Consider the following 25096-nt stretch of genomic DNA (forward strand, 5'->3'; position numbering starts at 1 on the left):
ACGTTAAAATTCAGCCAGATGCCTTGCGTAACGGATCATATTTCGGACGGAAGGACGAATCTTCTGATCCGGCATCGGCGTGTTGTCGTTCTTGGACGGCTTGGAGTTGACCTCAAGCAGCCATACGCGGCCGCTTGCATCCATCGCCAGATCGATGCCGAGCTCGCCGAAATGGGCGGGAATGTGGGTATCGATCCCCTTGGCGATTTCCAGCGCGGCACGCTGCAGCTTCGCTGGCGCGTCATGACCGTTCGCGTGCGACAGGTTGGATTTGCTCACCGCTTCCCTGACCGTGCTCAACGTCCCGCCGCGGGCCAAGTTCGATACGAAATGGTGAGAGCCGGCCGTACGGGCGACGATGGAAGTCAGCGCCCATATGCCCTTTTCGTTCTTCTGCACGAGCGCCCGGAAATCGACGGGGCGGCCCATAATGTCGATTAAGTGCAGCCCTTGCTGGATTTGGTAACGGACCGTTTTCATTTTTCCTGCAAGGGAAGCATAAAGCTTATCAATCCCTCCGAAATGCTGCTTTCGCGTGCCGAGCGTTGTGGCATACTGGGCGGAATAGGAATTGGCATCCATGCGGGAGATTCGGATAATGCCTTTACCCAGGCTGCCGCGTACCGGCTTCAGGAAGACGGTATGATACTTTTGGCACATCGATTTCAACACCTGAGAGCTGCGCAGCACATGCGACTCCGGCAAATAGCGGCCCAGCGAAGGGTCCTTGCTCAGCGCCTCGAACACCTCCGCTTTATCGAGAAACTTCTCATTGAAGATGATGCTGTTGTGGCGAAGCATCGTTTCCTTGACGAAGAGCTGGACATTCGGCCTGTTTTCCAGCTTGCGCGAGGTTAGCCGGTTGTTGACCACGTCCGGCACGGGAACTATGATTTTCCGCCATCCGTCGGCATAGACCCAGCCTTCAAGGGAGTTGTAGTTGCCTTTAATATGATCAGGCGTGAAAAAGTACACGTGGGCGCCTTGCGCGGCGCAGGCGTCTACGAGCTCCTTGCAGAACAAGGTGATGTTTCCGAACGGCCGATCCTGCTGCTCAGGATTATCGCGGCTGATCAGCACGCCGATTAGCGGACCAAGCGCGAGCGTAGCGTTATCTTGACGGTATCGGAGCCGCAGCGTTGTTGTCGTTAGCAGCCCCATCGCCCGGGCTAAGCTCTGCCCGATGCGCATACCGTCAAACCGTTCGACCGGGACGACCTTGACATAATGGCGGAAGGCACCGAACTTCAGCAAAATCGGCTGTCCTTGCGGTATTTTCCATTGTCTCACATAAGCATCGCCGAGCATGATGGCATCATCCGGCAGGATGCCGGGACTGATCACCTGAACGGCGACTTTCGATTTCAGCATCGACGGATCTCCTTCCAAGCTGGAGGATGACGACGTGCAGCTTGCGGTCGTAGGGATTTTCACACGAATTACTTCATCATATGAGGACATCTATCCCTTGGTGATTGGCGGACATTCTCAGTTTTCATGAAATAGAGGGGGGAAATGCCCTTTTTCCGAGTACTTGACCTCGCATGCGGGCCGTGTCAGCAGGATGCGCATCTGCTAATATAGAACTAGTACAAGCCGTACACTCGGTAGGACAGAGGAGGAAACCGCCTTGATTTCCGGAGGAAAGGGGCAGGAGGCGCAGACGAAACACGAGCGTCTCATGCAGTATATCCAGCAGCTTGAAATCGGTACGAAATTATCCGTGCGCACGATGGCCGAAGAGCTCGATGTCAGCGAAGGTACCGCCTACAAGGCCATTAAGGAAGCGGAGTCCACAGGACTGGTCAGCACGAAGGAACGGATCGGCACCGTCCGGATTCAGCGGAAGAACCGGGAGTCGCTCGACCGGCTGACGTTCGGGGAAGTGGTCGACATCGTGCAAGGCGAGCTGTATGGCGGCGCGGCGGGATTGGAGAAAACGCTGCATAAGTTCGTGATCGGCGCAATGGAGCTGGATGCGATGGTACGCTATATCGACGCGGGCAGTCTCTTGATCGTCGGCAACCGGCTTGGCGCGCACCGCTGCGCATTGGAGCAAGGGGCAGGGGTGCTGATTACGGGGGGCTTCGGCACGAGCGATGACGTCAAGAGGCTGGCGGATGAGCGGGGACTGCCGATTATTTCGTCGAGACATGATACGTTCACGGTCGCATCGATGATCAACCGCGCCATGTTCGACCGGCTGATCCGGCAAAAAATCATGCTTGTCGAGGACATTGTCACCTACAGCCGTCCGGTCGAAACGATGAGGCTCGGCGAAACGAAGGCGGACTATGTCGCGCTCGCCAGCCGTGTCGGCGGCACGCGGTTTCCGGTACTGGATGAACGCGGACGAGTCATCGGCATTATGACGGCCAAGGATGCCGAAGGAGCGGCGGATTCCCAGCCCGTGGAGCGGTTGATGACGCGAAGCCCGATAACGGCTGCGCCGAACATCCCTATTGCATCGGCTGCGCATACGATGGCCGCGGAAGGAATCGACCTGCTGCCGATCGTAGACAAGAACCGCAAGCTGCTCGCGGCGCTCAGCCGCAGCGAAGTGCTTGAGGCGATGCGGTATGCGGGCAAACAGAAGGAATCGGGTGAAACGTTCGACGAATTGATTGGGGCGGGATTTGTGAAGAAAGAGGGTGAACAGGGTGGTCAGTGGCTGTACGAGGGACGGATTACGCCGCAAATGTCCGGCACGTTCGGCACCATTTCCGAAGGGGTGCTCGTCACCTTGATGAACCAGGCGGCAAGAGGGTTAATTCGTGAGCTGGGGAAGCGGGATTACGTCATTGAGAGCATGACGACGTATTTCGTCCGGCCCGTCCAGCTGGAGAGCGTGGTTGTCATCCAGCCGAGCCTGCTGGAGATGAGCCGCAAGAGCGCCAAGCTCGAAATCGAGCTGAAGGACCCCGGCGGCCTGGCTGCCAAAGCGCTGCTGACGGCGCAGCTGATCGATCCGTACTAACCTTTCATCGAGCGGTAGATGCTATTGTTGCGCAAGCCTGCGAACAGGTTGAACACGCCGAGAACGATGAACAAGGCGCCGATGATGACCTTGATCGTTGAGCCGCTATACGCCAGCATCATGAACAAGGCGATGAAGATCAGCATGACGCCCATGCTCATATTCATCCGGGCGGCGTTCATGCCCCGAAGCCGGGCATCCGAGGAACGTCGCGCCTTATAGCTGAAATAAACCGAAAGCAGCGATGAACCGCAGACGATGATGACGATAGCCCAGTGTAAAGCAGTTTCCATGACTTCAATTGCAACTCCTTATAAGCTGTGCAGCTTCAATTTATGCCTCATTGTACCATGAATTGCAGCTGCAGGCGAAACGGTACATAACGCGGGGCTCAGTTGATCGGCCGATCGTACGCCTTCGCGCGGAACCAGACTTGAAGCACGTTATCGACGACGAGTATCGTCCGGATCTCCACGGTGAACTCTTTATTTCCCTCGATCGTGTACATTTTGCCGTCGAGCAGCTTCCACGCCAGCTCGGCATTGGCATTGATTTTGTAAATGCTGGTACCGACGAGCGCGTCCAAATCCTTCTTCAGCTTCGCTTTAAGCGCCGACTTTACGCTTTCATCCGTGATTTCGGGCCATTTGGGATCCTTGCTGTCGAGTAAAATCGGCAATATGCTCTGAATGACCGTATGCTGATCTCTGAACTTATTCAGCTTCTCGATTCGATCCTCATATTCGTTCAGCTTGTCCTCCAGCGACGTATAGCTGTCCCTCAGCGCGTTGAAATTCATGAAGAACACGGCATGATAGGCCATTGCGCCGAGTATCGCGCCAAGCACGATGTAGGCCGCCGCCTGCACCAGCCTCGTATATCGTTCAAAAGGCGGTACCCGCATCGGTCATCCCGCCCCTCTGCACAGCCATCGGATAAGCTCGGTACCCATATGCGCGCCTAGAAACGCACACAGGATGTATGCGATTTGCAGCACAACCGGCGAAAGATGTCCTTCGATTAAATTGCTCTCGATGGCCCGCATCGGGTCGATCGTACCGCCGACGGCAGCCACAAGCGCCCAAATTTTAAGCCTAGCGGCGGTATCGATCATAATGGCGGCCGGCGCGGCCAGCACGAAGACGGATCCGATGCCCGCCAGCATGGAGCCGCCGAATACGACGCCGAAGGCGATGAAGAAGTCGATCGTTGCTTTCGTTAAGAAGGAGTCCATGGTCAAACGCTCACCCTTCCAGAGAACTAGGAGGCGCGCAGCTCGTCCCCCTTAGTCCATTCTATGGGCGGGAGGGACGCCATTATGATAAACTAGTATAAAATGATGCTTCGATAGAAAGAAAGAAGGAATGGCGATGAGCGGAGGACACGATTTCGTACACTTACACGTTCATAGCGAATTCAGCCTGCTCGACGGGGCTGCGAGAATCCGGGAGCTCGTGGATCAAGCGGCCGCGCTTGGCATGAAGGCGCTCGCACTTACGGACCATGGCGTCATGTACGGCGCCGTGCCGTTCTATAAAGCTTGCAAGGCGCACGGGATCAAGCCGATTCTCGGCTGCGAGATGTATTTGACAACCGGATCGCGCTTTGAGAAAGGCGCCCGCAAGGACAATCCGATTTATCATCTTATTTTGCTGGCGAAGAATGAAACCGGCTACCGCAATTTGATGAAGCTTTGCTCGATCGGCCACTTGGAGGGATTTCACTACAAGCCGCGCATCGACTTCGAATCGCTTGCAGCATATTCGGAGGGGCTGATCTGCCTTAGCTCCTGCCTGGGCAGTGAAATCGCGCAGCATCTGCTGCATGACCGGACCGAGCACGCGCTGCGTTCGGCGAACAGGTACCGCGATATATTCGGAGACGACTTCTACTTGGAGCTGCAAGACCACGGCATGCTGGAGCAGAAGAAGGTGCTGCAGGCGATGTTGGCGCTGGCCAAGGAAACCGGCATCAAGACCGTCGCGACCAACGACGTCCATTACTTGAAGCCGTCCGATGCGGCGGTCCAGGATGTTCTGATCTGCATCGGCACCGGCAAAACCGTCGAGGACGATGACCGGCTGCAAATGCTGACGGACCAAATGTACCTCAAGAGCGCGGAGGAGATGGCGCTGTTGTTCCGCCAAGCTCCGGACGCGGTAGCGAGAACGGTGGAAATCGCGGATAAATGCGATTTGGAGCTGACGTTCGGCCGGGCGCTGCTGCCGGCATTCAGCCCGATCCCGGCCGGCATGACGTCGTCCGCGTACTTGGCGGCGCTGTGCCATGAGGGGCTTGAAGCGCGGTATGCGGGGAATCCGGCCTGGACAGCCGGTTCCGAGCTGCGGGAGCAAGCGGTGAAACGGCTGGAATACGAGCTGGCCGTAATTGACAGCATGGGCTTCAGCGACTACTTCCTCATCGTCTGGGATTTCATCCGGTTCGCCCACGAGCAGGGCATCCGGACAGGCCCGGGCAGGGGCTCCTCGGCGGGCAGCTTGGTTGCGTACACCTTGAACATCACCGATGTGGACCCAATCAAATATAAGCTGCTGTTCGAGCGGTTTCTGAATCCGGAGCGGATTACGATGCCGGATATCGACATCGACTTTAACGACGAGCGCCGCGATGAAGTCATCGGCTATGTTTCGGCCAAATACGGCGAGGAGCACGTGGCGCAAATCATTACGTTCGGGACGATGGCGGCAAAGGCGGCCGTGCGCGACGTCGGCCGCGCGATGGCCGTTCCGTTCGCGGAGGTGGACCGGGCCGCGAAGCTGATTCCGAACCAGCTCGGCATCTCTCTTGAGGAGGCGCTGCGCATGAGCGCGGAGCTGCGCGAGGCATCCGAACGCCAGCCGAAGACCGGCGATCTGCTGCGCATGGCGCTGAAGGTGGAGGGCATGCCCCGCCACGCTTCGACGCATGCCGCGGGCGTCGTCATCTCGGGCGAGCCGCTGACGCATTACGTCCCGCTGCAAGCCGGCAGCGAGCGGACGGCGCTGACGCAATATTCGATGGAGCACCTGGAAGCGGTCGGGCTGCTCAAAATGGATTTTCTCGGGCTGCGGACGTTGTCGATTCTGGAGCGGACGCTCGGCTGGATCAAGGAGCAGCAAGGCATTACGGTCGACTTCCGGTTTATTTCCGATCAGGACCCGGCGACTTATGCCATGCTGACGCGCGGCGAAACGACGGGGATTTTCCAATTGGAGTCCGCCGGCGTGCGGCGCGTGCTGCGTGAGCTGAAGCCGACGCAGTTTGAAGATATCGTGTCGGTTCTCGCGCTGTACCGTCCGGGACCGATGGAGTTTATTCCGAAATACATTCAGGGCAAGCACGGACAGATCGAGGTTTCGTATCCGCATCCGTCGCTTGAACCGATTCTTGCCGATACGTACGGCATCATTGTCTATCAGGAGCAGATCATGCAGATCGCCTCGTCGATGGCGGGGTTCTCGCTCGGGGAAGCGGATCTGCTCCGCCGGGCCGTATCGAAGAAGAAGCGCGAGGTGCTTGACGAGCAGCGCGCCCACTTCGTGGAAGGCAGCTTGAAGCAAGGATACGGCGAGGCGGATGCCAATGCCGTTTACGATATGATCGTCCGCTTCGCGGACTATGGGTTCCCGCGCGCGCACGCGGCTGCATACGGGGTGCTTGCTTTCCAGACGGCATGGTTGAAAGCGAACCATTCCGTTCCGTTCATGGCGTCCATGCTGGCCTCCGTAACAGGGAGCCAGCGGAAGACGGCAGAGTACGTCGATGAATGCCGCCGGATGGGGATCGAAGTGCTAGCGCCGGATGTGAATGAAAGCAGCGTCACGTTCACCCCGGTGGGCAATGCGGTGCGGTTTGGTCTGGCTTCGATCAAGAACGTCGGCACGCAGGCGATCGAATCGCTGCTGAAGGAACGGGCCGACCGTCCATTCGACAGCCTGCTTGATCTTTGCCGCAGAGTCGACCTGCGCGTCGTGAATAAACGCGTGCTGGAGTCGCTTATCCAAGCCGGAGCTTGCGATTCCCTAGGCGGGCACCGCGCCCAGCTTATCGCAGTGCTGGACGAGACGGTAGATGCGGCGCTGAAATGGCGCAAGGAGCGCGAAGAGCTTCAAATCGAGCTGTTCGGCTTCGATGAGGTGCAGAACTGGGATATCGAAATGCCCGAAGTGCGGCCGTTCACGACGGGACAGCTGCTGGTGCTGGAGCGGGAGCTGCTCGGCATGTACCTGTCGGGGCATCCGCTTGACGATCATGCGGCTCTCTTGGAGTCGCTGCCCTTGGACCGGCTGGTGGATTTGCCGGAAGCGCCGGAAGGCTCTTTCGCCGTTACGGCCGCCATGGTCGTGTCGATGAAGCAGTTTACGACCCGCAAGGGACAGCAGATGGCGTTTCTTGAAATCGAGGATCGGATCATGCGCGTGGAAGCCGTCGCGTTTCCGACCATTTGGCAGCGCCACGCCGCGCTGCTCGATCCCGGCAGCCTGGTCATCGTCCTTGCAGCGGTGCAGCACCAGGACGAGGATTACAAGCTGCTGATCGAGGACGTTGTGCCGCTGGGAGGCGGCGGGCCGGGCCATGACGCCGCGGCGCAGGTGCAGCGGCTGCTGCGGCAGGCGCGCAGCAAGGCGTCGCGCCATTCCGGCGGCGGCACCGCAGGCGCGGACCGACGGGGCGGCGCAGCTTCGCCCGTTCATGGGCCGGAGAAGACTTCCGAGCCGGCGGCGGTCAAGGCCTCGATCGGTTCAAGCGCCTCCGCGCAAGCCGCGGCACCGCGGCACCGCGCCCCTGCGGCAGGAAGCGCATCGCCGCAGCAGGCCCATGCGCCGGCCGCTTCTGCCGGCAGCGGCTCCAAACCGGCGCCGCCAGCCAAGCGCCCGCAGCGGCTTTATATTAAAATCGCCGCGGGGCGCGAGGATTCCGCGGCGCTCGAGAAGCTGAAGTCGCTGCTGACGGGAAGCGCAGGTACCTATGAGACGGTGCTTTTCTACGAACGGGAAGGCCGGACGGTCGCGCTCAGCGAGGCGTATCGGATCAAGCCTTCGCCGGAGCTGCTGCAGCGGATCGAGTCGATTTTTGGTAAAGGGTCGGCGGTCGTGAAATAATAGGTTTAGCCTCATGTCGATAATCGTTTTGCAAAGCCAGGCACAAGTTGTAACATCCCCGCATACATTTAGGAGACACAGAGCGTTTACTGGCTCTGCATTTCGCCGCTTGTGCGATCCTGACGACCGGGAAGCTGACGGAACGGAATCCCTCCGCTGGCTCACCGCCCAATTCGTACAAGCAGATGCGGGGGGATGAACAGTGTCGTCCGATATGGAAAAATGGCTTAACAGACGCGGTGTTACGGTTGGTGACGTTGCGGATATCGTTTATTCGCTGCAGCGGCCTTATAATCCGGACCTTACTTACCAAGAATGTGAAGAGAGCGTGTTTGCGGTTCTGAGCAAGCGCGAGGTGCAGTATGTCCTGTTTACGGGCATTGCGCTGGATGAGCTTGCGGAACGCAAGCTGCTTCCTGATCCGCTGCAGGCGATCATGGAAGCGGACGAATCGTTGTACGGGGTGGACGAGACGCTTGCGCTCGGCATCACCAACGTTTACGGGATGATCGGGCTTACGAGCTTCGGTTACCTGGATAAAGTGAAGCCGGGCATTATACGCAAATTGAACGAGAAAGGCCAGCGCGTGCACGTCTTTCTGGATGATTTGGTTGCCGGCTTGGCAGCCGCGGCATCCGCGAGAATCGCGCATCAGGACCCGAAAGCAAACCGCTATAAAGCGGAGGATGCCCCGTAATCGGAAAAGGCTTTGAAACACGGTTGTCCAGCCTCGGGCAGTCGGCGTTGCGGTGAAATCTAAACATATGGTATCATTATGACATCATATGCCCAGATAACGAGAGTTTATATTGCGGCTAATGCGTTTGCATGTACGCACAGATGATCTTTTATCATTGCTCAGGGGGTTCCTTCATGTGGACGGTTATCTATATCGCGCCTACGGCAAAAATTGCGGAGAGCATTAAAAACCGACTGACCCAGGAAGGGTTTCTCGTAAAGATCAGACCGATCAATGTTTCGAAGCAGCAGTATGAAATCTTGGTCCCATCTGGCGAACTGGAAGAAGTACAAGAAGTATTAAACAACATTCTAAACTCGCAACGTTAATCTAAACGCTCCAAAAAAACGACTGCGTCCCAAAGAGGTGTCAATACGTGTTCAAGGACTTATTTCATAAAAAGAAATATGCCACTATTCCTTCGGGCCAGCCGAGAACGAAGCCAGACATTCCGGAAGGCTTAATGTCGAAATGCCCGAAATGCGGCAATATTCAATTCAGCAAAGAAATCGAAAAAAATCTTAAAGTATGCCCGGGCTGCGGCCACCATTTCCGGCTCAGCGCTTGGGAACGGATCGCCATGACGTTCGATGAAGGGCGTTTGGCGGAGTTCGACGCGGAGATGGAGTCTGTCGACCCGCTCGGCTTTCCGGGTTATGCGAACAAGCTGGAAGCTCAGAAGAAGAGCTCCGGCCTTAAAGATGCCGTCATTACGGGAGAGGGGACGATCGGCGGCTTGCCGGTCGTCGCCGCTTTCATGACGTTCGATTTCTTTGCGGGAAGCATGGGTTCGGTTGTCGGCGAGAAAATTACGCGCGCGATCGAACAAGCCCACGCGAAGAAGCTGCCGCTTATTATTTTCTCTACGTCAAGCGGCGCGCGGATGCAGGAAAGCATTCTGAGCTTGATGCAAATGGCCAAGACAAGCGCGGCACTCGCGAAGTTCCAAGGCGACGGCGGTCTGTATATTTCCGTTATGACCGATCCTACGACAGGCGGCGTCTCCGCAAGCTTCGCCATGCTTGGCGATTACAATTTGGCCGAGCCAGGCGCGCTTATCGGTTTTGCAGGCCGGATCGTTATTGAGCAGACGATTCGCCAGAAACTCCCGGACAATTTCCAAACGGCGGAATTCAACCTGCAGCACGGACAGCTCGACAAAGTCGTACACCGGAAGGAATTGAAAGCGACGTTGGCTAAATTGCTCGACATGCATTCGGACAAGGGGGGGATTATCAATGGCGGGTGAGCTGCCGTTTGAGAAGCCGCTTAACGAGCTGCAACGGAAAATCGAAGAGCTGAAGAAATTCGGCCAAGAATCCGGCATCGATTTCAGCGATGAAATCAACCGTATGGAAGAACGCTGCAAACAATTGCAGGAGGAGCTGTACAATGAGCTGACGCCGGCGCAGAAGATGCACCTGGCGCGCCATCACGGCCGTCCTACCTCTCTTGATTACATAGGAGAGATTTTCACGGATTTCATCGAGCTTCACGGGGACCGGCTGTTTGCGGACGATCTGGCGATCGTCGGCGGACTGGCTAAGCTGAACGGCGTGCCGGTTACGGTAATCGGCCATCAGCGCGGGAAGGATACGAAGGACAATATTGCCCGTTTCTTCGGCAGTCCGCATCCGGAAGGGTTCCGCAAGGCGCTGCGATTGATGCAGCAAGCCCATAAATTCGGTCGTCCCATCATTACGTTTATCGATACGAAAGGCGCTTATCCGGGGAATACGGCGGAGGAGCGCGGACAATCCGAGGCGATCGCCCGCAACCTGCGAGAAATGGCCATGTTTGGCGTGCCGATAATTTGCGTTGTGATAGGGGAAGGCGGCAGCGGCGGCGCGCTTGCGCTTGGCGTAGGCAACCGCGTGCTGATGCTGGAGAATGCGATCTATTCCGTTATTTCGCCGAACGGCGCGGCTTCCATTCTATGGAAGGATGCGTCGCGTGCGGACGAAGCGGCAGCCGTCATGAAGATTACGGCTGGCGATCTGATGGAATTCGGCATCGTCGAAGAAATTATCGAGGAACCGCAAGGCGGGGCGCACCGCGACCTGGCCGCGCAATCCGAAACGATCAAGGAAGCGATCTGGCGTCATCTGGGCGAGCTGTCCAAGCTGTCCTCGGAGGAACTCATCGCCGATCGTTACAATAAATTCCGCAAGATCGGCCAATACCGCGCGCCCAAGCCGGAGGCCGAGTTGATGGTGGACGAGATCGAATCAGCAAACGTATAACTGTTAATTAAAGTGAAAGCAGCAGACGGAGGATGGAATTTACTTATGCGCAAAACAAAAATCGTATGTACGATCGGACCTTCCAGCGAATCGCTGGAAAACACGAAAAAACTGATCAATGCCGGCATGAACGTCGCGCGTCTTAACTTCTCGCACGGCGACTTCGAGGAGCACGGCAACCGGATCAAGAACATCCGCCAAGCGTGCGCGGAGCTAGGCAAAACCGTAGCGATCCTTCTGGACACGAAGGGTCCGGAAATCCGCCTCGGCAAACTGAAAGAAGAGCCGATTGAACTCGTTCAAGGCGAGACGATTACGCTGACGACGGAAGAGATCTTGGGAGACAAAAACCGTATCCCGGTAACTTACTCGAATCTTCCGGAAGACGTTGAAGTCGGTTCGACGATTTTGATCGATGACGGCTTGATCGGCTTGACCGTTGAAGAAGTTCAAGGCACGGAGATTCTTTGCCGCATCGTGAACAGCGGTCCGATCAAGAGCAAGAAGGGCGTAAACGTGCCGGGCGTTCATATTTCGCTCCCGGGCATTACCGAGAAAGACGCAAACGATATCGTATTCGGCATCGAGCAAGGCATTGACTTCATTGCGGCCTCTTTCGTACGTAAAGCAACGGACGTGCTTGAAATTCGCGAGCTGCTGGAGAAGCACAACGCGAGCTACATTCAAATTATTTCGAAAATCGAAAACCAGCAAGGCGTGGACAACCTCGATGAAATTCTTGAAGTGTCCGACGGGCTGATGGTTGCCCGCGGCGACCTCGGCGTTGAAATTCCGGCTGAAGAAGTGCCGCTGGTGCAGAAGAAAATGATCCAGAAGTGTAACCTGGCCGGCAAACCGGTTATTACGGCTACGCAAATGCTGGATTCCATGCAGCGCAACCCTCGTCCGACCCGTGCGGAAGCGAGCGACGTGGCGAATGCGATCTTCGACGGTACGGATGCGATCATGCTCTCCGGTGAAACGGCTGCAGGCAAATACCCGGTTGAATCGGTGCAAACGATGTCCCGTATCGCGATGCGGGCGGAATCCGCGCTGGAATACCGCGAGATTTTCGCGAAGCAGGCAAGAGCGCAGCAAACGACGGTAACGGAAGCGATCAGCCAAGCGGTTGCCAACTCGGCGCTTGATTTGAGCGCTAAGGCGATCATCACGTCGACGGAGAGCGGCTATACGGCGCGCATGGTGTCCAAATACCGTCCGAAGTCGCCGGTCATTGCCGTTACGCCGCAAGAACAAGTGATGCGCCGCCTGGCTCTTATCTGGGGCGTTATCCCGGTTCTCGGCACGCCTGCCGAAACAACGGATGAAATGTTCGATATCGCCGTGCAAGGCGGCATCAACTCCGGTATCGTGAAGCTTGGCGATACGGTTATTATTACGGCTGGCGTACCGGTTGGACGCTCCGGCTCGACGAACCTGATCAAGATCCACACGATCGGCGAAATGCTCGCTAAAGGTCAAGGCATCGGCAGCCAAAGCGCGACGGGTAAAATCGTTATCGCACGTACGCCGCAAGAGGCGATCGCAAAGACGACGGCAGGCTCCATTCTCGTGACCGTATCCACTGACCGCGAATATATGCCTGCGATACAGAAGGCGGCAGCCGTCATTACGGAGCAAGGCGGCATTACTAGCCATGCTGCGATCGTAGCTCTTAACCTTGGCATCCCGGTCGTTCTGGGCGTTCAGAACGCGCTTGAGCTTCTGCATGACGGCATGGAAGTTACCGTTTATGCCGAAGTCGGCGTCATTTACTCCGGGCAAGCGAAAGTATTGTAATCCCGAAGCATTCGAAGCGATGGCGCGCAGGCGCCGTCGCTTTTTGTTCAAATGAGGGGGATCGATCTATGAAGGATAAAGCAGGAAGCGAGATGCTCTGGCATTTGCATCCGCTTCGGGTCCGGTATCAGGAAACCGATCAGATGGGCGTCGTCTTCCATGGCAATTACGTCACCTGGTTCGAAATCGGCCGAACGGAGTTCGTCCGTGCCTTCGGGATGTCCTATGAGGCCGCCGAGAAGCAGGGGCTGCTGCTTCCGGTCGTCGATTTGGATTGCGCCTACCACTCGCCTGCCCGTTATGACGAAGCCGTTATCGTCTGCACGAGATTGGAGCAGTTCTCGCCGATTCGAATCTCGTTCCGATCGGAAATCCGCCTCGTTCATGAAGCGGATGCGGCATGGACACAGCATGGCCCCGGCGCGCAGTGGTTTCGGGGGGAGGAACCGCCAGGCAAGCTTCTCGTGAGCGGCGGGACGCGGCATGTATGGGTGAACCGGGAATGGCGTCCCACACGTCTGGATAAACAGATGCCGGAGCTGTACGGGTTTATGGATTCCGCCTCGCGCGGAATCGTGCCGGATACCGGGAAAGGAGGCAGCTGACATGTTAAAATGGCTCGTAGCCGCTATTATTATCGTGCCCGCCGTGGAAATGTGGGGCATCATCCAGATGGGCCAACTCATAGGCGGTTGGCTCACCTTTGGCCTTATACTATTAACCGGCTTTGCCGGCGCGCAGCTGGCTAGACGGGAAGGCCGCAAAGCGATCATGGACGTGCAAACTCAGATCCAGAACGGCCGGCCGCCGGGTCACGCGATGCTAAACGGCGTCTGCGTGCTTATCGGGGGTTTGCTGCTGCTGATGCCCGGTTTCTTTACGGACATCGTAGGCGCCACGCTGCTGCTTCCGATCACCCGTCCTTTCTATCGGATGCTGATGCTCCGTTGGCTGGAGCAGAAGCTCCGTAACGGCTCATTGACGATTCGCAGAAGATGAAAAAGCAGCTTGGCTCCCGGCCAAGCTGCTTTCTGTCAAGGCCGTTTACTCGGTCCGCGAACGACAAACCAATATAAATCCCGAAACACATTCGCCCTATGTATGGCCGTCAAGATGATTAATGATACTGGCCCGACGATGAGGCCGAGCACCCCGAACAATTTCAACCCGACAAACATGGAGATGAGCGTAGGAAGCGCTTCGAGGCCGACGCTGCTGGCGAGCACCTTCGGCTCAATCATTTGCCTTGCAACGAGGATGACCCCGTATAGAATCGATAGGCCGATGCCTAGCGAAACGTCCCCATAGATAAACGTATATGCAATCCACGGCACCATCGCAGCCCCGACGCCTAAGTATGGAAGCAAGTCGACAAGCCCGATCAGCATGCCGATCGTCACGGCATATTCAACCCGCAGGATAAGCAGCCCGACCGTTACGACGATTGCGGTGATGGAAATCATGATGAACTGCGCGCGCAAGTACCCGAACAACGCTTTCTGCAAATCCGCCCATACGACGGCCGTTGACTTGCGGATGCCTGCCGGGAACCATTGCGACAGGCGGTTTACGTGCACCTGCCAGTCTTTTCCGATAAAGAACGCGGCCAGCATGACGACGATCATGATCGTCGCGAAATTAGGCAGCCACGTAATAATGTTCACGATGCTATTAAGGAAATACGTAATAATATCCGTACTCTTCTGGGCCAGCAGGTTTGCGGTGTCCGTTATCCGGGAATTGATCGTTTCCTGATATTTCGGGTTATCCTGGTAGAATGCGTTCAGCTTCTCGATCAAATCTTGCACCAACGGCGAAGCGACAATGGTCTCGAACTGGTCGCGCCACCAGTCGATGGAGCTGCTGATCGTTTTGGACAGATGAATGATTTCGACGACAATCCGCGTGACTAGGGCGGAGACGATCGTTACCATCGCGGTCACAAACAGAACCAACGTGACCGATACGCCGAGCCAGCGCGGCACTTTCAGCTTCGTTTGAAGTAAATTGACGATTGGATTGATGGCATAGGCAAGCAGCCAGCCGAGCAGAAACGGATAAATGAGCGGAGTTACGTAGATGACGGCAAGCACGAAGCCGATTAATCCGGCGATGATCAGCACGGTGCGCCAAATACGTTTCCAGATGATACGGTCCATACGGCGATCACTCCTTCGGTGTTGAAAACAGGTAAAACTTTCCCCTACTTATTGTATAATTGTAGCATAGGCTATATTGCGGTGTTTATTAAAAAAAATATGGGCAAGCGCGTGCGTCTTCACATCCCCTTAACAAATGGTTAATAGGGCACAAACATTCAAAAGAGATAATTGGGATATTCAACAACCAGGAGGACCCCGGAATGAACAAACCTACGTCCCCATACGTGAACCGCGACTTGAGCTGGATCGAGTTTAACCGCAGAGTGCTTGAGGAAGCGCAGGACCCCGACAATCCGCTGCTCGAGCGGGCCAAATTTCTAGCGATCGTGTCCAGCAATTTGGATGAGTTTATGAGCGTGCGCGTGGCCGGGATACAAGATCAAATGAAAGCCGGCTACACGAAGCGTGATTTTACCGGATATACGCCAGCAGGCCTTTGGAAACGGCTTATGAAGAGGACGGACCAAATGGTGACTGAGCAGTACAGGACGTTTCGCGAGGTGCTGCGCGGACTGGCCAAAGAAGGCATTTGCTTCCGGCCGATCGAAGAATTAAGCGCCCATCAGCTTAAAGCGGTAGATGAGTATTTCCGCGACATCGTATTCCCGGTGCTGACGCCGATGGCCGTCGACCAAAGCCGGCCGTTTCCGTTGCTCCGTACGAAAGAATTGTATCTGTCCGTCATTCTCGGGCGCGAGAATATGCCGGAGGAGGAAGAGCCTTATTTTGCGATCGTTCAGGTGCCGTCGATTCTGCAGCGTTTCGTATCGGTGCCTGGAAGGGTAAACAGTAAGAAAAATGAGTTCATTCTGCTGGAGGATCTCATTGAACGGCACATCAACAACTTGTTTAACGGTTATACGACGATTGCGGTGGATCCGTTTCGTTTAACGCGAAACGCTGATTTGACGCTCAACGAAGAAGGCGCGGAGGATTTGCTGGAGGAGATCGAGAAGGAGCTTCGCCGGCGCAGATGGGGGCTGCCGGTTCGATTGGAGTACGGCAAGGGTATACATCCCTATGCGCTTCAAATGCTTAAGGAGGAGCTGGAGCTGGGGGAAAATCTGTTCGAAATCGACGGACCGCTGGATCTAAGCTTCCTGATGCGTTTCGCAAGCTCTCTTCCGCAATACGAATCGCTTCATTTTGAGCGGATTGAACCGGTGTACCCGCAGGAGTTTGACCAATCGGACGATATGTTTGCGGTTATCCGGCAGGAAGATGTGCTTGTTTATCACCCATACGAGTCGTTTGAATCGGTGAGCGATTTCGTTACGGAGGCGGCTCAAGACCCCGATGTGCTGGCTATCAAAATGACTTTGTACCGGGTAAGCGGGCAATCCGCGCTCGTACAAGCGCTGGCGATGGCGGCGGAATCGGGCAAGCAAGTGACGGTTGTCGTCGAATTGAAGGCGCGGTTTGACGAAGAGCGGAATATCGCATGGGCGCGGCAGCTGGAGAAAGCAGGCTGTCACGTCGTATACGGTCTGGTCGGCTTGAAAACGCATGCCAAGATTACGCTCGTCGTCCGCAGGGAGCAAGGCGTGCTGCGCCGATATGTTCATGTAGGCACAGGCAACTACAACGACAATACGGCAAAGCTGTATACGGACATCGGCTTATTCACGGCTCACCCGGTCATCGGCGCCGACGCTTCGGCTTTGTTTAATGAAGTCACCGGCTATTCATCGCCGTATGAATGGAAGGCCTTCGGCGTGGCGCCGTCGGATTTGAAGCAGAAACTGTTTAGTCTGATTGACCGGGAGAAAGCCCATGCGGCTGCAGGCAAGCCGGCGCATATCATAGCAAAAATGAACAGCCTGTCGAATCAAGAAATGATCGATAAGCTGTATGAGGCGTCGCAGGCCGGCGTGAAGATCGAGCTGATCGTTCGCGGCGTGTGCTGCTTGAGGCCCGGCGTACCGGGGCTGAGCAGCAATATTCGTGTCATTAGCATCGTTGACCGGTTTCTGGAGCACTCCCGCATCATTTATTTCCGCAACGGGGGAGAAGAAGAGGTTTACCTGTCCAGTGCCGACTGGATGACGCGCAATTTAACGCGCCGGATCGAATTGATGTGTCCCGTCTTCGACGCGAGGCTGCGCAAAATGCTCATTAATGTGCTTCGGCTGAATCTCGACGACAATAAGAAAGCGCGCGAGCTTCAGCCGAACGGCAACTATGAGCCCGTCCATAACGAATTGCCAGTACTGCGAAGCCAGTTCCAGGCGAAGGACATCCGCATATGGAAAACTTAGCGGTAGTCCGGCGGATGAAGGACGGGGGTTAATCCCCATTGTTTCTTGAAATCGGCGGCCAGCGCATCGACTTCCTTTCGCTCGAGAGCAATCATGCCTTCGGCGCGGATGGCGCGCAGATGAAGCTTGCCGCCCGAAATCTCAATGCCGAGCTTCGCGATGGCTTGGGTTTCGCTGCGGTCCAGCGCAATGGCCAGCTGAAGCAAGGTTCCGAGCTTGCAGATGAACGTGATCTCTTCATCGCCCAGCAGCGGCTTATAAGCCGTCGCGATTTGTTTGACGCGGTTTTTCCCTTTATAGGAAGCGATCGCTGCGCACATCAGCAGCTCCATATGCGACAGACCGTTGATATGCGAGTTGATCATCAGGTAAAAGGTATGTTTGCGATAGTCGTAGTAATCGATGCTTGCGCCGATCCGGTGAAGAATGGAGGCAACGTCGAGCAGCAGCCGGGCTTGGACCGGAGACTGCAGCTGGTATTGGAGCATATCCATTAAGCTGAGCGCGATCCGGTTGACTTGGGACGTATGCTGCATCGGCGCTTCGGGGTGCAGGGCGGCCAAATTGTTGACGCTGTACGTGAGTACGTCGTCAAGCCGCGGCCGCTCCGGAAAGCGAGTCGCGAAGAATAAGCCGTCGCGCAGCCCCGCGCCGCAGACGATATAATGCGACGCGCCGATATGCCGGAAGATCGCGCGCAGGATCGCAAGGCCGGGCACGATGATATCGACCCTGTCCTTCGACAAGCCGGGAATCTTGCTTCTTTTCTCAAGCGGCTCCTTGCGCAGCAGTTCAAATAAATCATCCGCCGATTGCATCATGATCGGATAATTGTTCGTGCTTTCAAACGGGTATTTGCTGTATGCCTGATGCACTTTCCCGAGCGCGCGGGCCGTTCCTCCGACGCCGACGAGCGGCAGGCCGGGGATCCCTTTGAGCCAGGCTTCGCCATGAGCGGCTTCAGCCACATGCTGCTCCAGCTCGCGAAGCTGCTGGTCGGATAGCATGCCGCCTTTGGCGAAAAGCCGTGTCATGCTGACGCTGCCGAACGGGAACGAGACGGATTGGACAAGCGTGCGGTCTTTAAACAGCGATACCTCCGTGCTTCCGCCGCCGATGTCGATCAGAAATCCGTCCCGTACCGCCATGGAATTAATCATGCCGAGAAAGCCGTAGCCGGCTTCTTCTTCGCCTGTCAGAAGCTCGATCGGCAAGCCTGTTTTTGCTTCGATTCGGTGCAGGATTTCGTTGCGGTTCGACGCATTGCGGATAGCTGCCGTCGCGACGGCGCGAATATGTCCGGTGCGGTGATGCGCACATATTAATCTGAAATGATTGATCATGTCGACAAGCTCGTCGATCGTTTCCGACGGCAATGATCCTTCGTCGTTTAGTCGTTCGCTAAGTCGCGCGGCTCGCTTGCTCCCGTCAATGACACGCTGGGCGCCTCCGGAGGTTCGTTCATAGATGACTAGCCTGATGGAGTTGGAGCCGATGTCGATTATGCCGATGCGCTGTTCCGTCATAGATAAGCCCCCTTGTGATTCGCGTTGGCTGTTTCCGGTCTATTATCACATCTTACCATTTGTCCGGCGCCGCAATAAAGTGCTGATCGTCGTGGGTAAAATCACAGGATTTAGGGAAAGATCAATGCAGGTGAAATCGAAGAAAAAACCTTTATGGTGCCGATAAAGCAATTTTATGTCCGATTTTGTTCACTTCGCGGTCGAAATCCGATATGATTAAAGCGACGATACGGAACTCGAATCCAATTATTGTTATCTGTTACTCCACGATTACTTATAAAAAGAGGCTAAAGGAGAGAGAAACATGACAGCAACCAAAGGTCTGGAAGGCATTGTCGCAACGACATCCTCGATCAGCTCGATCATCGACGGCGTTCTGACATATCGCGGCATCGACATCGATGATCTTGCGGAGCACGCTTCTTTTGAAGAAGTAGCATACTTATTATGGTACGGCAAGCTGCCGAACCAATCCGAATTGGACGGATTGATTGGACAAATTGGCGAATACGCCGTTTTACCGGCACAAGTTATTGAACAGCTTAAGCTGTTCCCTAAAAATACAAATTCGATGGCAGCGCTTCGTACAGCGGTTTCAAGCCTTGCGTTGTACGACGAGTCCGCGAACGACATGTCGCATGAAGCGAACCTTAAGAAAGCAATCAAAATTCAAGCCCAAGTTCCGACGCTTGTTGCCGCATTTGCGCGTATCCGCAATGGCCAAGAGCCGGTAGCTCCGAAGAAGGGCGCAACCATCGCTTACAATTTCCTATATATGCTTACAGGCCAAGAGCCGGATCAAGTTGCTGTGAAAGCACTGGATCAAGCGCTTGTTCTGCATGCGGATCACGAGTTGAACGCTTCCACATTCGCAGCGCGCGTTACGGTCGCGACGCTGTCGGATATTTATTCCGGCGTAACTTCCGCGATCGGCGCACTGAAAGGACCTCTTCACGGCGGCGCCAACGAAGCCGTTATGGTGATGCTTGAAGAGATCGGTTCGTTCGACAACGTGGAATCCTATATCAACGCGAAACTCGCGAACAAAGAGAAAATCATGGGCTTCGGCCATCGCGTGTACAAGGGTGGCGACCCGCGCGCCAAGCATTTGCAGAAGATGTCCCGCGAGCTCGGCAAGTTGACGGGCAACATGGAGCTGTACGAAATGTCCGTCAAAATCGAAGAGATCGTAACCGGACAAAAAGGACTGAAGCCGAACGTTGACTTCTATTCCGCTTCCGTCTACACAACGCTGCAAATTCCGCGCGACCTGTTCACGCCGATCTTCGCGATCAGCCGTGCTTCGGGATGGACGGCGCACATTCTCGAGCAATACGAGAATAACCGCCTGATTCGTCCGCGCGCCGAGTACACAGGCCCGGTTGACCAGAAGGTAACGCCTATTACGCAGCGTTAATCGCACGAAGTCATTCGGCGTCAACAGGCACAGCCTGATGCCGCCTTCCCATTGACGGGGTGCCGGCGCACAGCCGCGAGGCTGTGAAGCCGGCTCCCGTCATGTTATGTATACCGTTTGGATCAAGCACATATCTTAGGAGGAATTCATTCATGAAACTCGAAAAATTCGCACTGCCTACAGAAGGCGAGAAAATCACAATCGATAACGGTGTACTTCAAGTACCTAACAACCCGATCGTTCCTTTCATCGAAGGCGACGGCACGGGCCGCGACATTTGGAAAGCTTCCAAGCGCGTTCTGGATGCAGCCGTTGAGAAAGCATACGGCGGCCAAAAGAAAATCGCTTGGTACGAAGTGTTCGCCGGCGAGAAAGCATTCAATACTTACGGCGAGTGGCTTCCAGCCGACACGCTGACTGCAATCCGCGAGTACATCGTTGCAATCAAAGGTCCTTTGACTACGCCAATCGGCGGCGGTATCCGTTCCCTGAACGTTGCGCTTCGCCAAGAGCTTGACCTGTACGTTTGCTTGCGTCCGGTTCGTTACTTCGACGGCGTACCTTCCCCGGTTAAGCGCCCAGAGCAAGTAGACATGGTTATTTTCCGTGAGAACACAGAAGATATCTATGCCGGCATCGAGTACCAAGAGGGCTCCGAAGCCGTTAAGAAAGTGATCGCGTTCCTGCAAAACGAAATGGGAGTTAACAAAATCCGTTTCCCTGAAACGTCCGGTATCGGCATCAAGCCGGTTTCCGCGGAAGGCTCCAAACGTCTTGCGCGCGCAGCGATCGAGTACGCGCTGAAGCACGGCCGCAAGTCGGTTACGCTTGTACACAAAGGCAACATCATGAAGTTCACGGAAGGCGCGTTCAAAAACTGGGGTTACGAAGTGGCTGAGCAAGAGTTCGCTGACAAGACGTTCACTTGGGGTCAATACGACCGCATCAAAGAAGCTGATGGCACTGACGCTGCGAACAAAGCTCAAAAAGAAGCAGAAGCTGCTGGCAAGCTGATCGTAAAAGACGCAATTGCCGACATCGCGCTTCAACAAGTTCTGACTCGTCCTACAGACTTCGACGTAATCGCTACGTTGAACTTGAACGGCGACTACCTGTCCGATGCGCTTGCAGCACAAGTAGGCGGTATCGGTATCGCTCCAGGTGCTAACATCAACTACCTGACAGGCCATGCTATCTTCGAAGCAACACACGGTACGGCTCCTAAATACGCGGATAAGGACGTCGTTAACCCAGGTTCGGTTATCCTCTCCGGCGTTATGCTGCTTGAGCACCTGGGCTGGCAAGAAGCGGCTGATTCCATCTACAAAGGCTTGGAAACAGCGATCAACAACAAAACGGTTACGTATGACTTCGCTCGCCTGATGGAAGGCGCAACCGAAGTGAAATGCTCGCAGTTCGCTGACGAGATCATCAAAAACCTGAAATAGAGCTCATATGAAGCGTGCATGATTCGTACGGCAAGCAGCCGGTGCGTTTCTTGCACGCTTCACTTGCTCGATAAGAGGCTGTCTGCAATAGCTTGGCTCTTGGCTTAAATAACATTATTTAAGGGAGGCTTTTTACGATGGCGATTAAACGTAATAAAATTACGGTTGTAGGCGCCGGCTTTACCGGCGCAACGACGGCTTTGATGCTTGCGCAGAAAGAGCTTGGCGATATCGTGCTCGTTGATATCCCGCAGCTTGAGAACCCGACTAAAGGCAAAGCGCTTGATATGCTGGAATCGACGCCGGTTCAATGCATTGACGCCAAGATCACCGGTACGTCCGATTATGCGGAAACCGCCGGCTCCGATGTCGTGATCATCACTGCAGGCATCGCACGCAAGCCGGGCATGAGCCGCGACGATTTGGTCAATACCAACGCCGGCATCATGAGATCCGTTTGCGAGAACATCAAAGCGACGAGCCCGAATGCCTATGTCATCATCCTGTCCAACCCGGTTGACGCGATGACGTATGTAGCCTACAATGCGCTCGGCTTCCCGAAAAATCGCGTTATCGGCCAATCCGGCGTACTGGATACGGCCCGTTATTGCACGTTTATCGCGCAGGAGCTGAACGTGTCGACGGAGGATGTTCGCGGCTTCGTGCTTGGCGGCCACGGCGATGACATGGTTCCGCTCGTTCGTTACTCCAACGTAGGCGGCATTCCGATCGAGAAGCTGATTCCGGCGGACCGCATCGAGGCGATCGTGCAGCGCACGCGCGTGGGCGGCGGCGAAATCGTCAACCTGCTCGGAAACGGCAGCGCGTATTATGCGCCGGCCGCCTCGCTGGTTCAAATGACGGAAGCGATCCTGAAGGATAAGAAACGGATCCTTCCGGTCATCGCTTTGCTCGAAGGCGAGTACGGCTATAACAATCTGTTCATGGGCGTTCCGGTCATCCTTGGCGGCGACGGCATCGAGAAAGTATTCGAGCTTGAGCTTACCGAGGACGAGAAAGCGGCGCTCGAAAAGTCGGCGAATTCGGTTCGCAACGTGATTGCGATCGTGAACGGCTAATCGAGCAAGACGCAGCTCATGAAGCACATGAGACCCTGACAGAATACCGTCAGGGTTTTCCTATTTTATTTTCAGGGGAGGAGAGGACTTAGCATGCATACAGATGCGCTGCAAATGCTGAAGCAGGTTTACGGCTACGACAGCTTCCGCAAAGGTCAAAGCGATATCATCGAAGGCATCCTGAAGGGCAAGGATACGCTGGCGATATTGCCGACAGGCGGCGGCAAGTCGATTTGTTACCAGCTCCCGGCCATGCTTCTGCCCGGGACGACCATCGTCGTATCGCCGCTTATTTCGCTTATGAAGGATCAGGTTGATGCGCTTAACCGGCTGGGCGTAGCGGCGGCCTATCTGAACAGCTCGCTCGACGCGGCCGCCTACCGTGAAGTGGTCAGACAAGCTGATGAAGGTGCCTACAAACTGCTCTATGTCGCGCCGGAACGGCTGGACAGCGGCATGTTCGATTCCTTGTCGAGCCGCATGCATATACCGCTCATCGCGATCGATGAAGCGCACTGCGTCTCCCAGTGGGGACATGATTTCCGTCCGAGCTACCGCCAGCTGGCAGGATGGATCGGCAGGCTGGAGAACCGGCCGCCGGTGGCCGCTTTCACGGCGACGGCAACGCCGGAGGTGTCGCAGGACATTGCTGCGATGCTGAGTCTTCGCAAGCCGAACATTTTCGTAACCGGGTTTGCTCGGACGAATTTGTCGCTCTCGGTCGTTACCGGAACGGATAAGCGAAAGTTTCTGCGGGACTTCGTTATGCAGCGGCCGGATCAATCGGGCATCGTCTACACGGCAACGCGCAAGGAAGCGGAGGAGGTATATGACGATTTAAGCAGGCTGGGCGTTGCGGCAGGCAAATACCACGGCGGATTGAACGACGAAGAGCGCGGGGATGCGCAGGAGAAGTTCCGCTTCGACGATTACCGCGTCATGGTGGCGACTAACGCATTCGGCATGGGGATCGATAAGCCGAACGTCCGCTATGTCGTCCATTGGCAAATGCCCGGCGATGTGGAATCGTATTATCAAGAAGCGGGGCGCGCGGGCCGTGACGGCGAAGAAAGCGAGTGCGTGCTGCTGTTCGAGCCGCAGGATGTCCAGGTGCAGCGATTTCTCATTGACCGAAGCACCGGCGATCCGGAGCGGAAGACGATTCAGCTGAACAAGCTGTACACGATGATGCACTATAGCAGGTCGGAGAAATGCCTGCTCCAATATATCGTTAAGTATTTCGGCGAGTCGGATGTGCCGGAGTGCGGCAAATGCAGCAATTGCCTGGATCAGAGCGCGCTGATCGACACGACGGAGGACGCCCGCAAGGCGCTGTCCTGCGTAGGGCGTCTCAAAGGCAGGTTCGGCATCTCGCTTGCCTCGAAGGTACTGAAGGGCTCCCGGGAGAAGCGGATTCTAGAGCTTGGCTTAGATCGGCTCACGACATACGGTCTCATGAGAAGCTGGCCGGAAAAAGACATCGCGGATCTGATGTACTGGCTTGTTGCGGAAGGGTATTTGAGGATAAGCGAGGGTGAATATCCGACCGTGTCGCTGACGGCCGATGCGCTGCCCGTACTCGAAGGGAAAGTAACGGTTCAGCGCAGGCAGAGCGCGGCAGCCAAGCGAAGAGCCGCGGAAGGCACGGCCATTACGGCGGCCAACACGCCGCTGTTCGAGGCGCTGCGCGAATGGCGGCGTGTTACGGCTGCGAAAGAGCATGTTCCGCCATTCATGCTGTTCTTCGATGCGGCGCTGCGTGAAATCGCGGACAGGCAGCCGGTAAACACGGAGCAGCTGATGGCCGTCAAGGGCATCGGCGCAGCGAAGGCAGCGAAATATGGGAGCGAGGTTATTGCGATCGTTCGTCAGTTCAAAGGGGAAGCGGCGTCTTCAAGGTCTGAGAGCCATACCGACATGAATCGGAAGCCCGGTTCCAACGCGGAAGCAGAATACGCTGCAGTTTCAGTCGCGAGCACGCCGCCGGAAGGACATTCCGTTATGGCACAGCTGGAGGGCTTGCCGAGCCATTTGCAATCGCTATCGCTGCTCGGCTTGGGCCATTCCATTGCGGAAATCGCTTCGCTGCGCGGCATGGGGCGGGTGACCGTCGAGAATCATCTGCTGCGCTGCGCGCAAGAGGGCGAGGAGCTCGAATTGGATGCTTTTATTCCCGGAGAGTATGAAGCGCAAATCGTCGAAGCCATCGGCCGGATCGGGGCTGAGAAGCTGAAGCCGATCAAAGAAGCGCTGCCGGACGAGGTCGACTATTTTGCGATCAAGGCCGTTATAGTGAAGCATAAGCTGTCGCCTGTCGCGGAATAATCCGTCTTCTTTGAATTGCT

20 protein-coding genes are annotated in these 25096 nt (G+C 55.8%); 14 read left to right on the forward strand and 6 right to left on the reverse strand.

Going from position 1 to position 25096, the window contains the following annotated elements:
* Positions 1-3 precede the first annotated feature (3 nt).
* Positions 4-1371 carry a YheC/YheD family endospore coat-associated protein gene (locus tag DL346_RS19335; protein WP_112883842.1) on the reverse strand — a complete coding sequence of 456 codons (1368 nt, stop codon included), beginning with the start codon at positions 1369-1371 and terminating at the stop codon, positions 4-6.
* Between the two features lie 262 nt (positions 1372-1633).
* On the opposite strand from DL346_RS19335, the gene DL346_RS19340 reads away from it, so the two are divergent.
* The gene (locus tag DL346_RS19340; protein ID WP_240633317.1) at positions 1634-2977 is read left to right on the forward strand and encodes a DRTGG domain-containing protein; all 1344 of its coding nucleotides are present in this window, start codon (positions 1634-1636) and stop codon (positions 2975-2977) included.
* Here DL346_RS19340 and DL346_RS19345 read toward each other — a convergent pair.
* The 3 genes from DL346_RS19345 to DL346_RS19355 all read right to left on the reverse strand — a co-directional run bounded on the left by DL346_RS19345 (position 2974) and on the right by DL346_RS19355 (position 4211).
* Positions 2974-3270 (reverse strand): YtpI family protein, encoded by a 297-nt coding sequence (locus DL346_RS19345; RefSeq protein ID WP_112883844.1) that lies wholly within the window; start codon positions 3268-3270, stop codon positions 2974-2976. The genes DL346_RS19340 and DL346_RS19345 overlap by 4 nt on opposite strands.
* A 98-nt stretch (positions 3271-3368) precedes the next feature.
* Positions 3369-3881, reverse strand: coding sequence for a sporulation membrane protein YtrI (locus DL346_RS19350; RefSeq protein ID WP_112883846.1), 513 nt, complete (start codon positions 3879-3881; stop codon positions 3369-3371).
* A gap of 3 nt (positions 3882-3884) precedes the next feature.
* A complete protein-coding gene (locus tag DL346_RS19355) occupies positions 3885-4211 on the reverse strand; it encodes a YtrH family sporulation protein (protein WP_112884095.1) in 327 nt (108 codons plus the stop codon).
* A gap of 136 nt (positions 4212-4347) precedes the next feature.
* Here DL346_RS19355 and DL346_RS19360 point away from each other — a divergent pair, with 136 nt between their 5' ends.
* The 8 genes from DL346_RS19360 to DL346_RS19395 all read left to right on the forward strand — a co-directional run bounded on the left by DL346_RS19360 (position 4348) and on the right by DL346_RS19395 (position 13860).
* Positions 4348-8079, forward strand: coding sequence for a DNA polymerase III subunit alpha (locus DL346_RS19360; RefSeq protein WP_112883848.1), 3732 nt, complete (start codon positions 4348-4350; stop codon positions 8077-8079).
* Between the two features lie 214 nt (positions 8080-8293).
* The gene (locus DL346_RS19365; protein ID WP_420849582.1) at positions 8294-8776 is read left to right on the forward strand and encodes a phosphatidylglycerophosphatase A family protein; all 483 of its coding nucleotides are present in this window, start codon (positions 8294-8296) and stop codon (positions 8774-8776) included.
* Positions 8777-8952: 176 nt separating this feature from the next.
* Complete coding sequence (locus tag DL346_RS19370; protein ID WP_090981787.1) at positions 8953-9147, forward strand: glutamate decarboxylase; 195 nt, start codon at positions 8953-8955, stop codon at positions 9145-9147.
* A 47-nt stretch (positions 9148-9194) separates the two neighbouring features.
* Positions 9195-10067, forward strand: a complete 873-nt coding sequence (gene accD, locus DL346_RS19375; protein WP_112883852.1) for an acetyl-CoA carboxylase, carboxyltransferase subunit beta — start codon at positions 9195-9197, stop codon at positions 10065-10067.
* A complete protein-coding gene (locus DL346_RS19380; RefSeq protein ID WP_112883854.1) occupies positions 10057-11061 on the forward strand; it encodes an acetyl-CoA carboxylase carboxyltransferase subunit alpha in 1005 nt (334 codons plus the stop codon). Before accD ends, DL346_RS19380 begins: the two co-directional genes overlap by 11 nt.
* 45 nt (positions 11062-11106) lie before the next feature.
* Positions 11107-12861, forward strand: coding sequence for a pyruvate kinase (gene pyk / locus DL346_RS19385; protein ID WP_112883856.1), 1755 nt, complete (start codon positions 11107-11109; stop codon positions 12859-12861).
* Between the two features lie 68 nt (positions 12862-12929).
* A complete protein-coding gene (locus tag DL346_RS19390; protein ID WP_240633295.1) occupies positions 12930-13466 on the forward strand; it encodes an acyl-CoA thioesterase in 537 nt (178 codons plus the stop codon).
* A 1-nt stretch (position 13467) separates the two neighbouring features.
* A complete protein-coding gene (locus tag DL346_RS19395) occupies positions 13468-13860 on the forward strand; it encodes an FxsA family protein (protein WP_112883858.1) in 393 nt (130 codons plus the stop codon).
* A 35-nt stretch (positions 13861-13895) separates the two neighbouring features.
* On the opposite strand, the gene ytvI is transcribed toward DL346_RS19395, so the two are convergent.
* On the reverse strand, positions 13896-15020 hold the full coding sequence (gene ytvI / locus DL346_RS19400) for a sporulation integral membrane protein YtvI (RefSeq protein WP_112883860.1): 1125 nt from the start codon (positions 15018-15020) through the stop codon (positions 13896-13898).
* Between the two features lie 203 nt (positions 15021-15223).
* On the opposite strand from ytvI, the gene ppk1 reads away from it, so the two are divergent.
* Positions 15224-17281, forward strand: coding sequence for a polyphosphate kinase 1 (gene ppk1 / locus DL346_RS19405; RefSeq protein ID WP_112883862.1), 2058 nt, complete (start codon positions 15224-15226; stop codon positions 17279-17281).
* Here ppk1 and DL346_RS19410 read toward each other — a convergent pair.
* The gene (locus tag DL346_RS19410; protein ID WP_112883864.1) at positions 17278-18807 is read right to left on the reverse strand and encodes a Ppx/GppA phosphatase family protein; all 1530 of its coding nucleotides are present in this window, start codon (positions 18805-18807) and stop codon (positions 17278-17280) included. The genes ppk1 and DL346_RS19410 overlap by 4 nt on opposite strands.
* A 304-nt stretch (positions 18808-19111) precedes the next feature.
* On the opposite strand from DL346_RS19410, the gene citZ reads away from it, so the two are divergent.
* The 4 genes from citZ to recQ all read left to right on the forward strand — a co-directional run bounded on the left by citZ (position 19112) and on the right by recQ (position 25076).
* A complete protein-coding gene (gene citZ / locus DL346_RS19415; protein WP_112883866.1) occupies positions 19112-20224 on the forward strand; it encodes a citrate synthase in 1113 nt (370 codons plus the stop codon).
* A gap of 152 nt (positions 20225-20376) precedes the next feature.
* Positions 20377-21672 carry an NADP-dependent isocitrate dehydrogenase gene (gene icd, locus DL346_RS19420; protein WP_112883868.1) on the forward strand — a complete coding sequence of 432 codons (1296 nt, stop codon included), beginning with the start codon at positions 20377-20379 and terminating at the stop codon, positions 21670-21672.
* Between the two features lie 137 nt (positions 21673-21809).
* Complete coding sequence (gene mdh / locus DL346_RS19425; protein ID WP_112883870.1) at positions 21810-22751, forward strand: malate dehydrogenase; 942 nt, start codon at positions 21810-21812, stop codon at positions 22749-22751.
* A gap of 93 nt (positions 22752-22844) precedes the next feature.
* Complete coding sequence (gene recQ, locus DL346_RS19430; RefSeq protein WP_112883871.1) at positions 22845-25076, forward strand: DNA helicase RecQ; 2232 nt, start codon at positions 22845-22847, stop codon at positions 25074-25076.
* Positions 25077-25096 lie beyond the last annotated feature (20 nt).

Origin of the sequence: Paenibacillus montanisoli, assembly GCF_003268025.1 — a bacterium.
GTDB lineage: Bacteria > Bacillota > Bacilli > Paenibacillales > Paenibacillaceae > Paenibacillus_Z > Paenibacillus_Z montanisoli.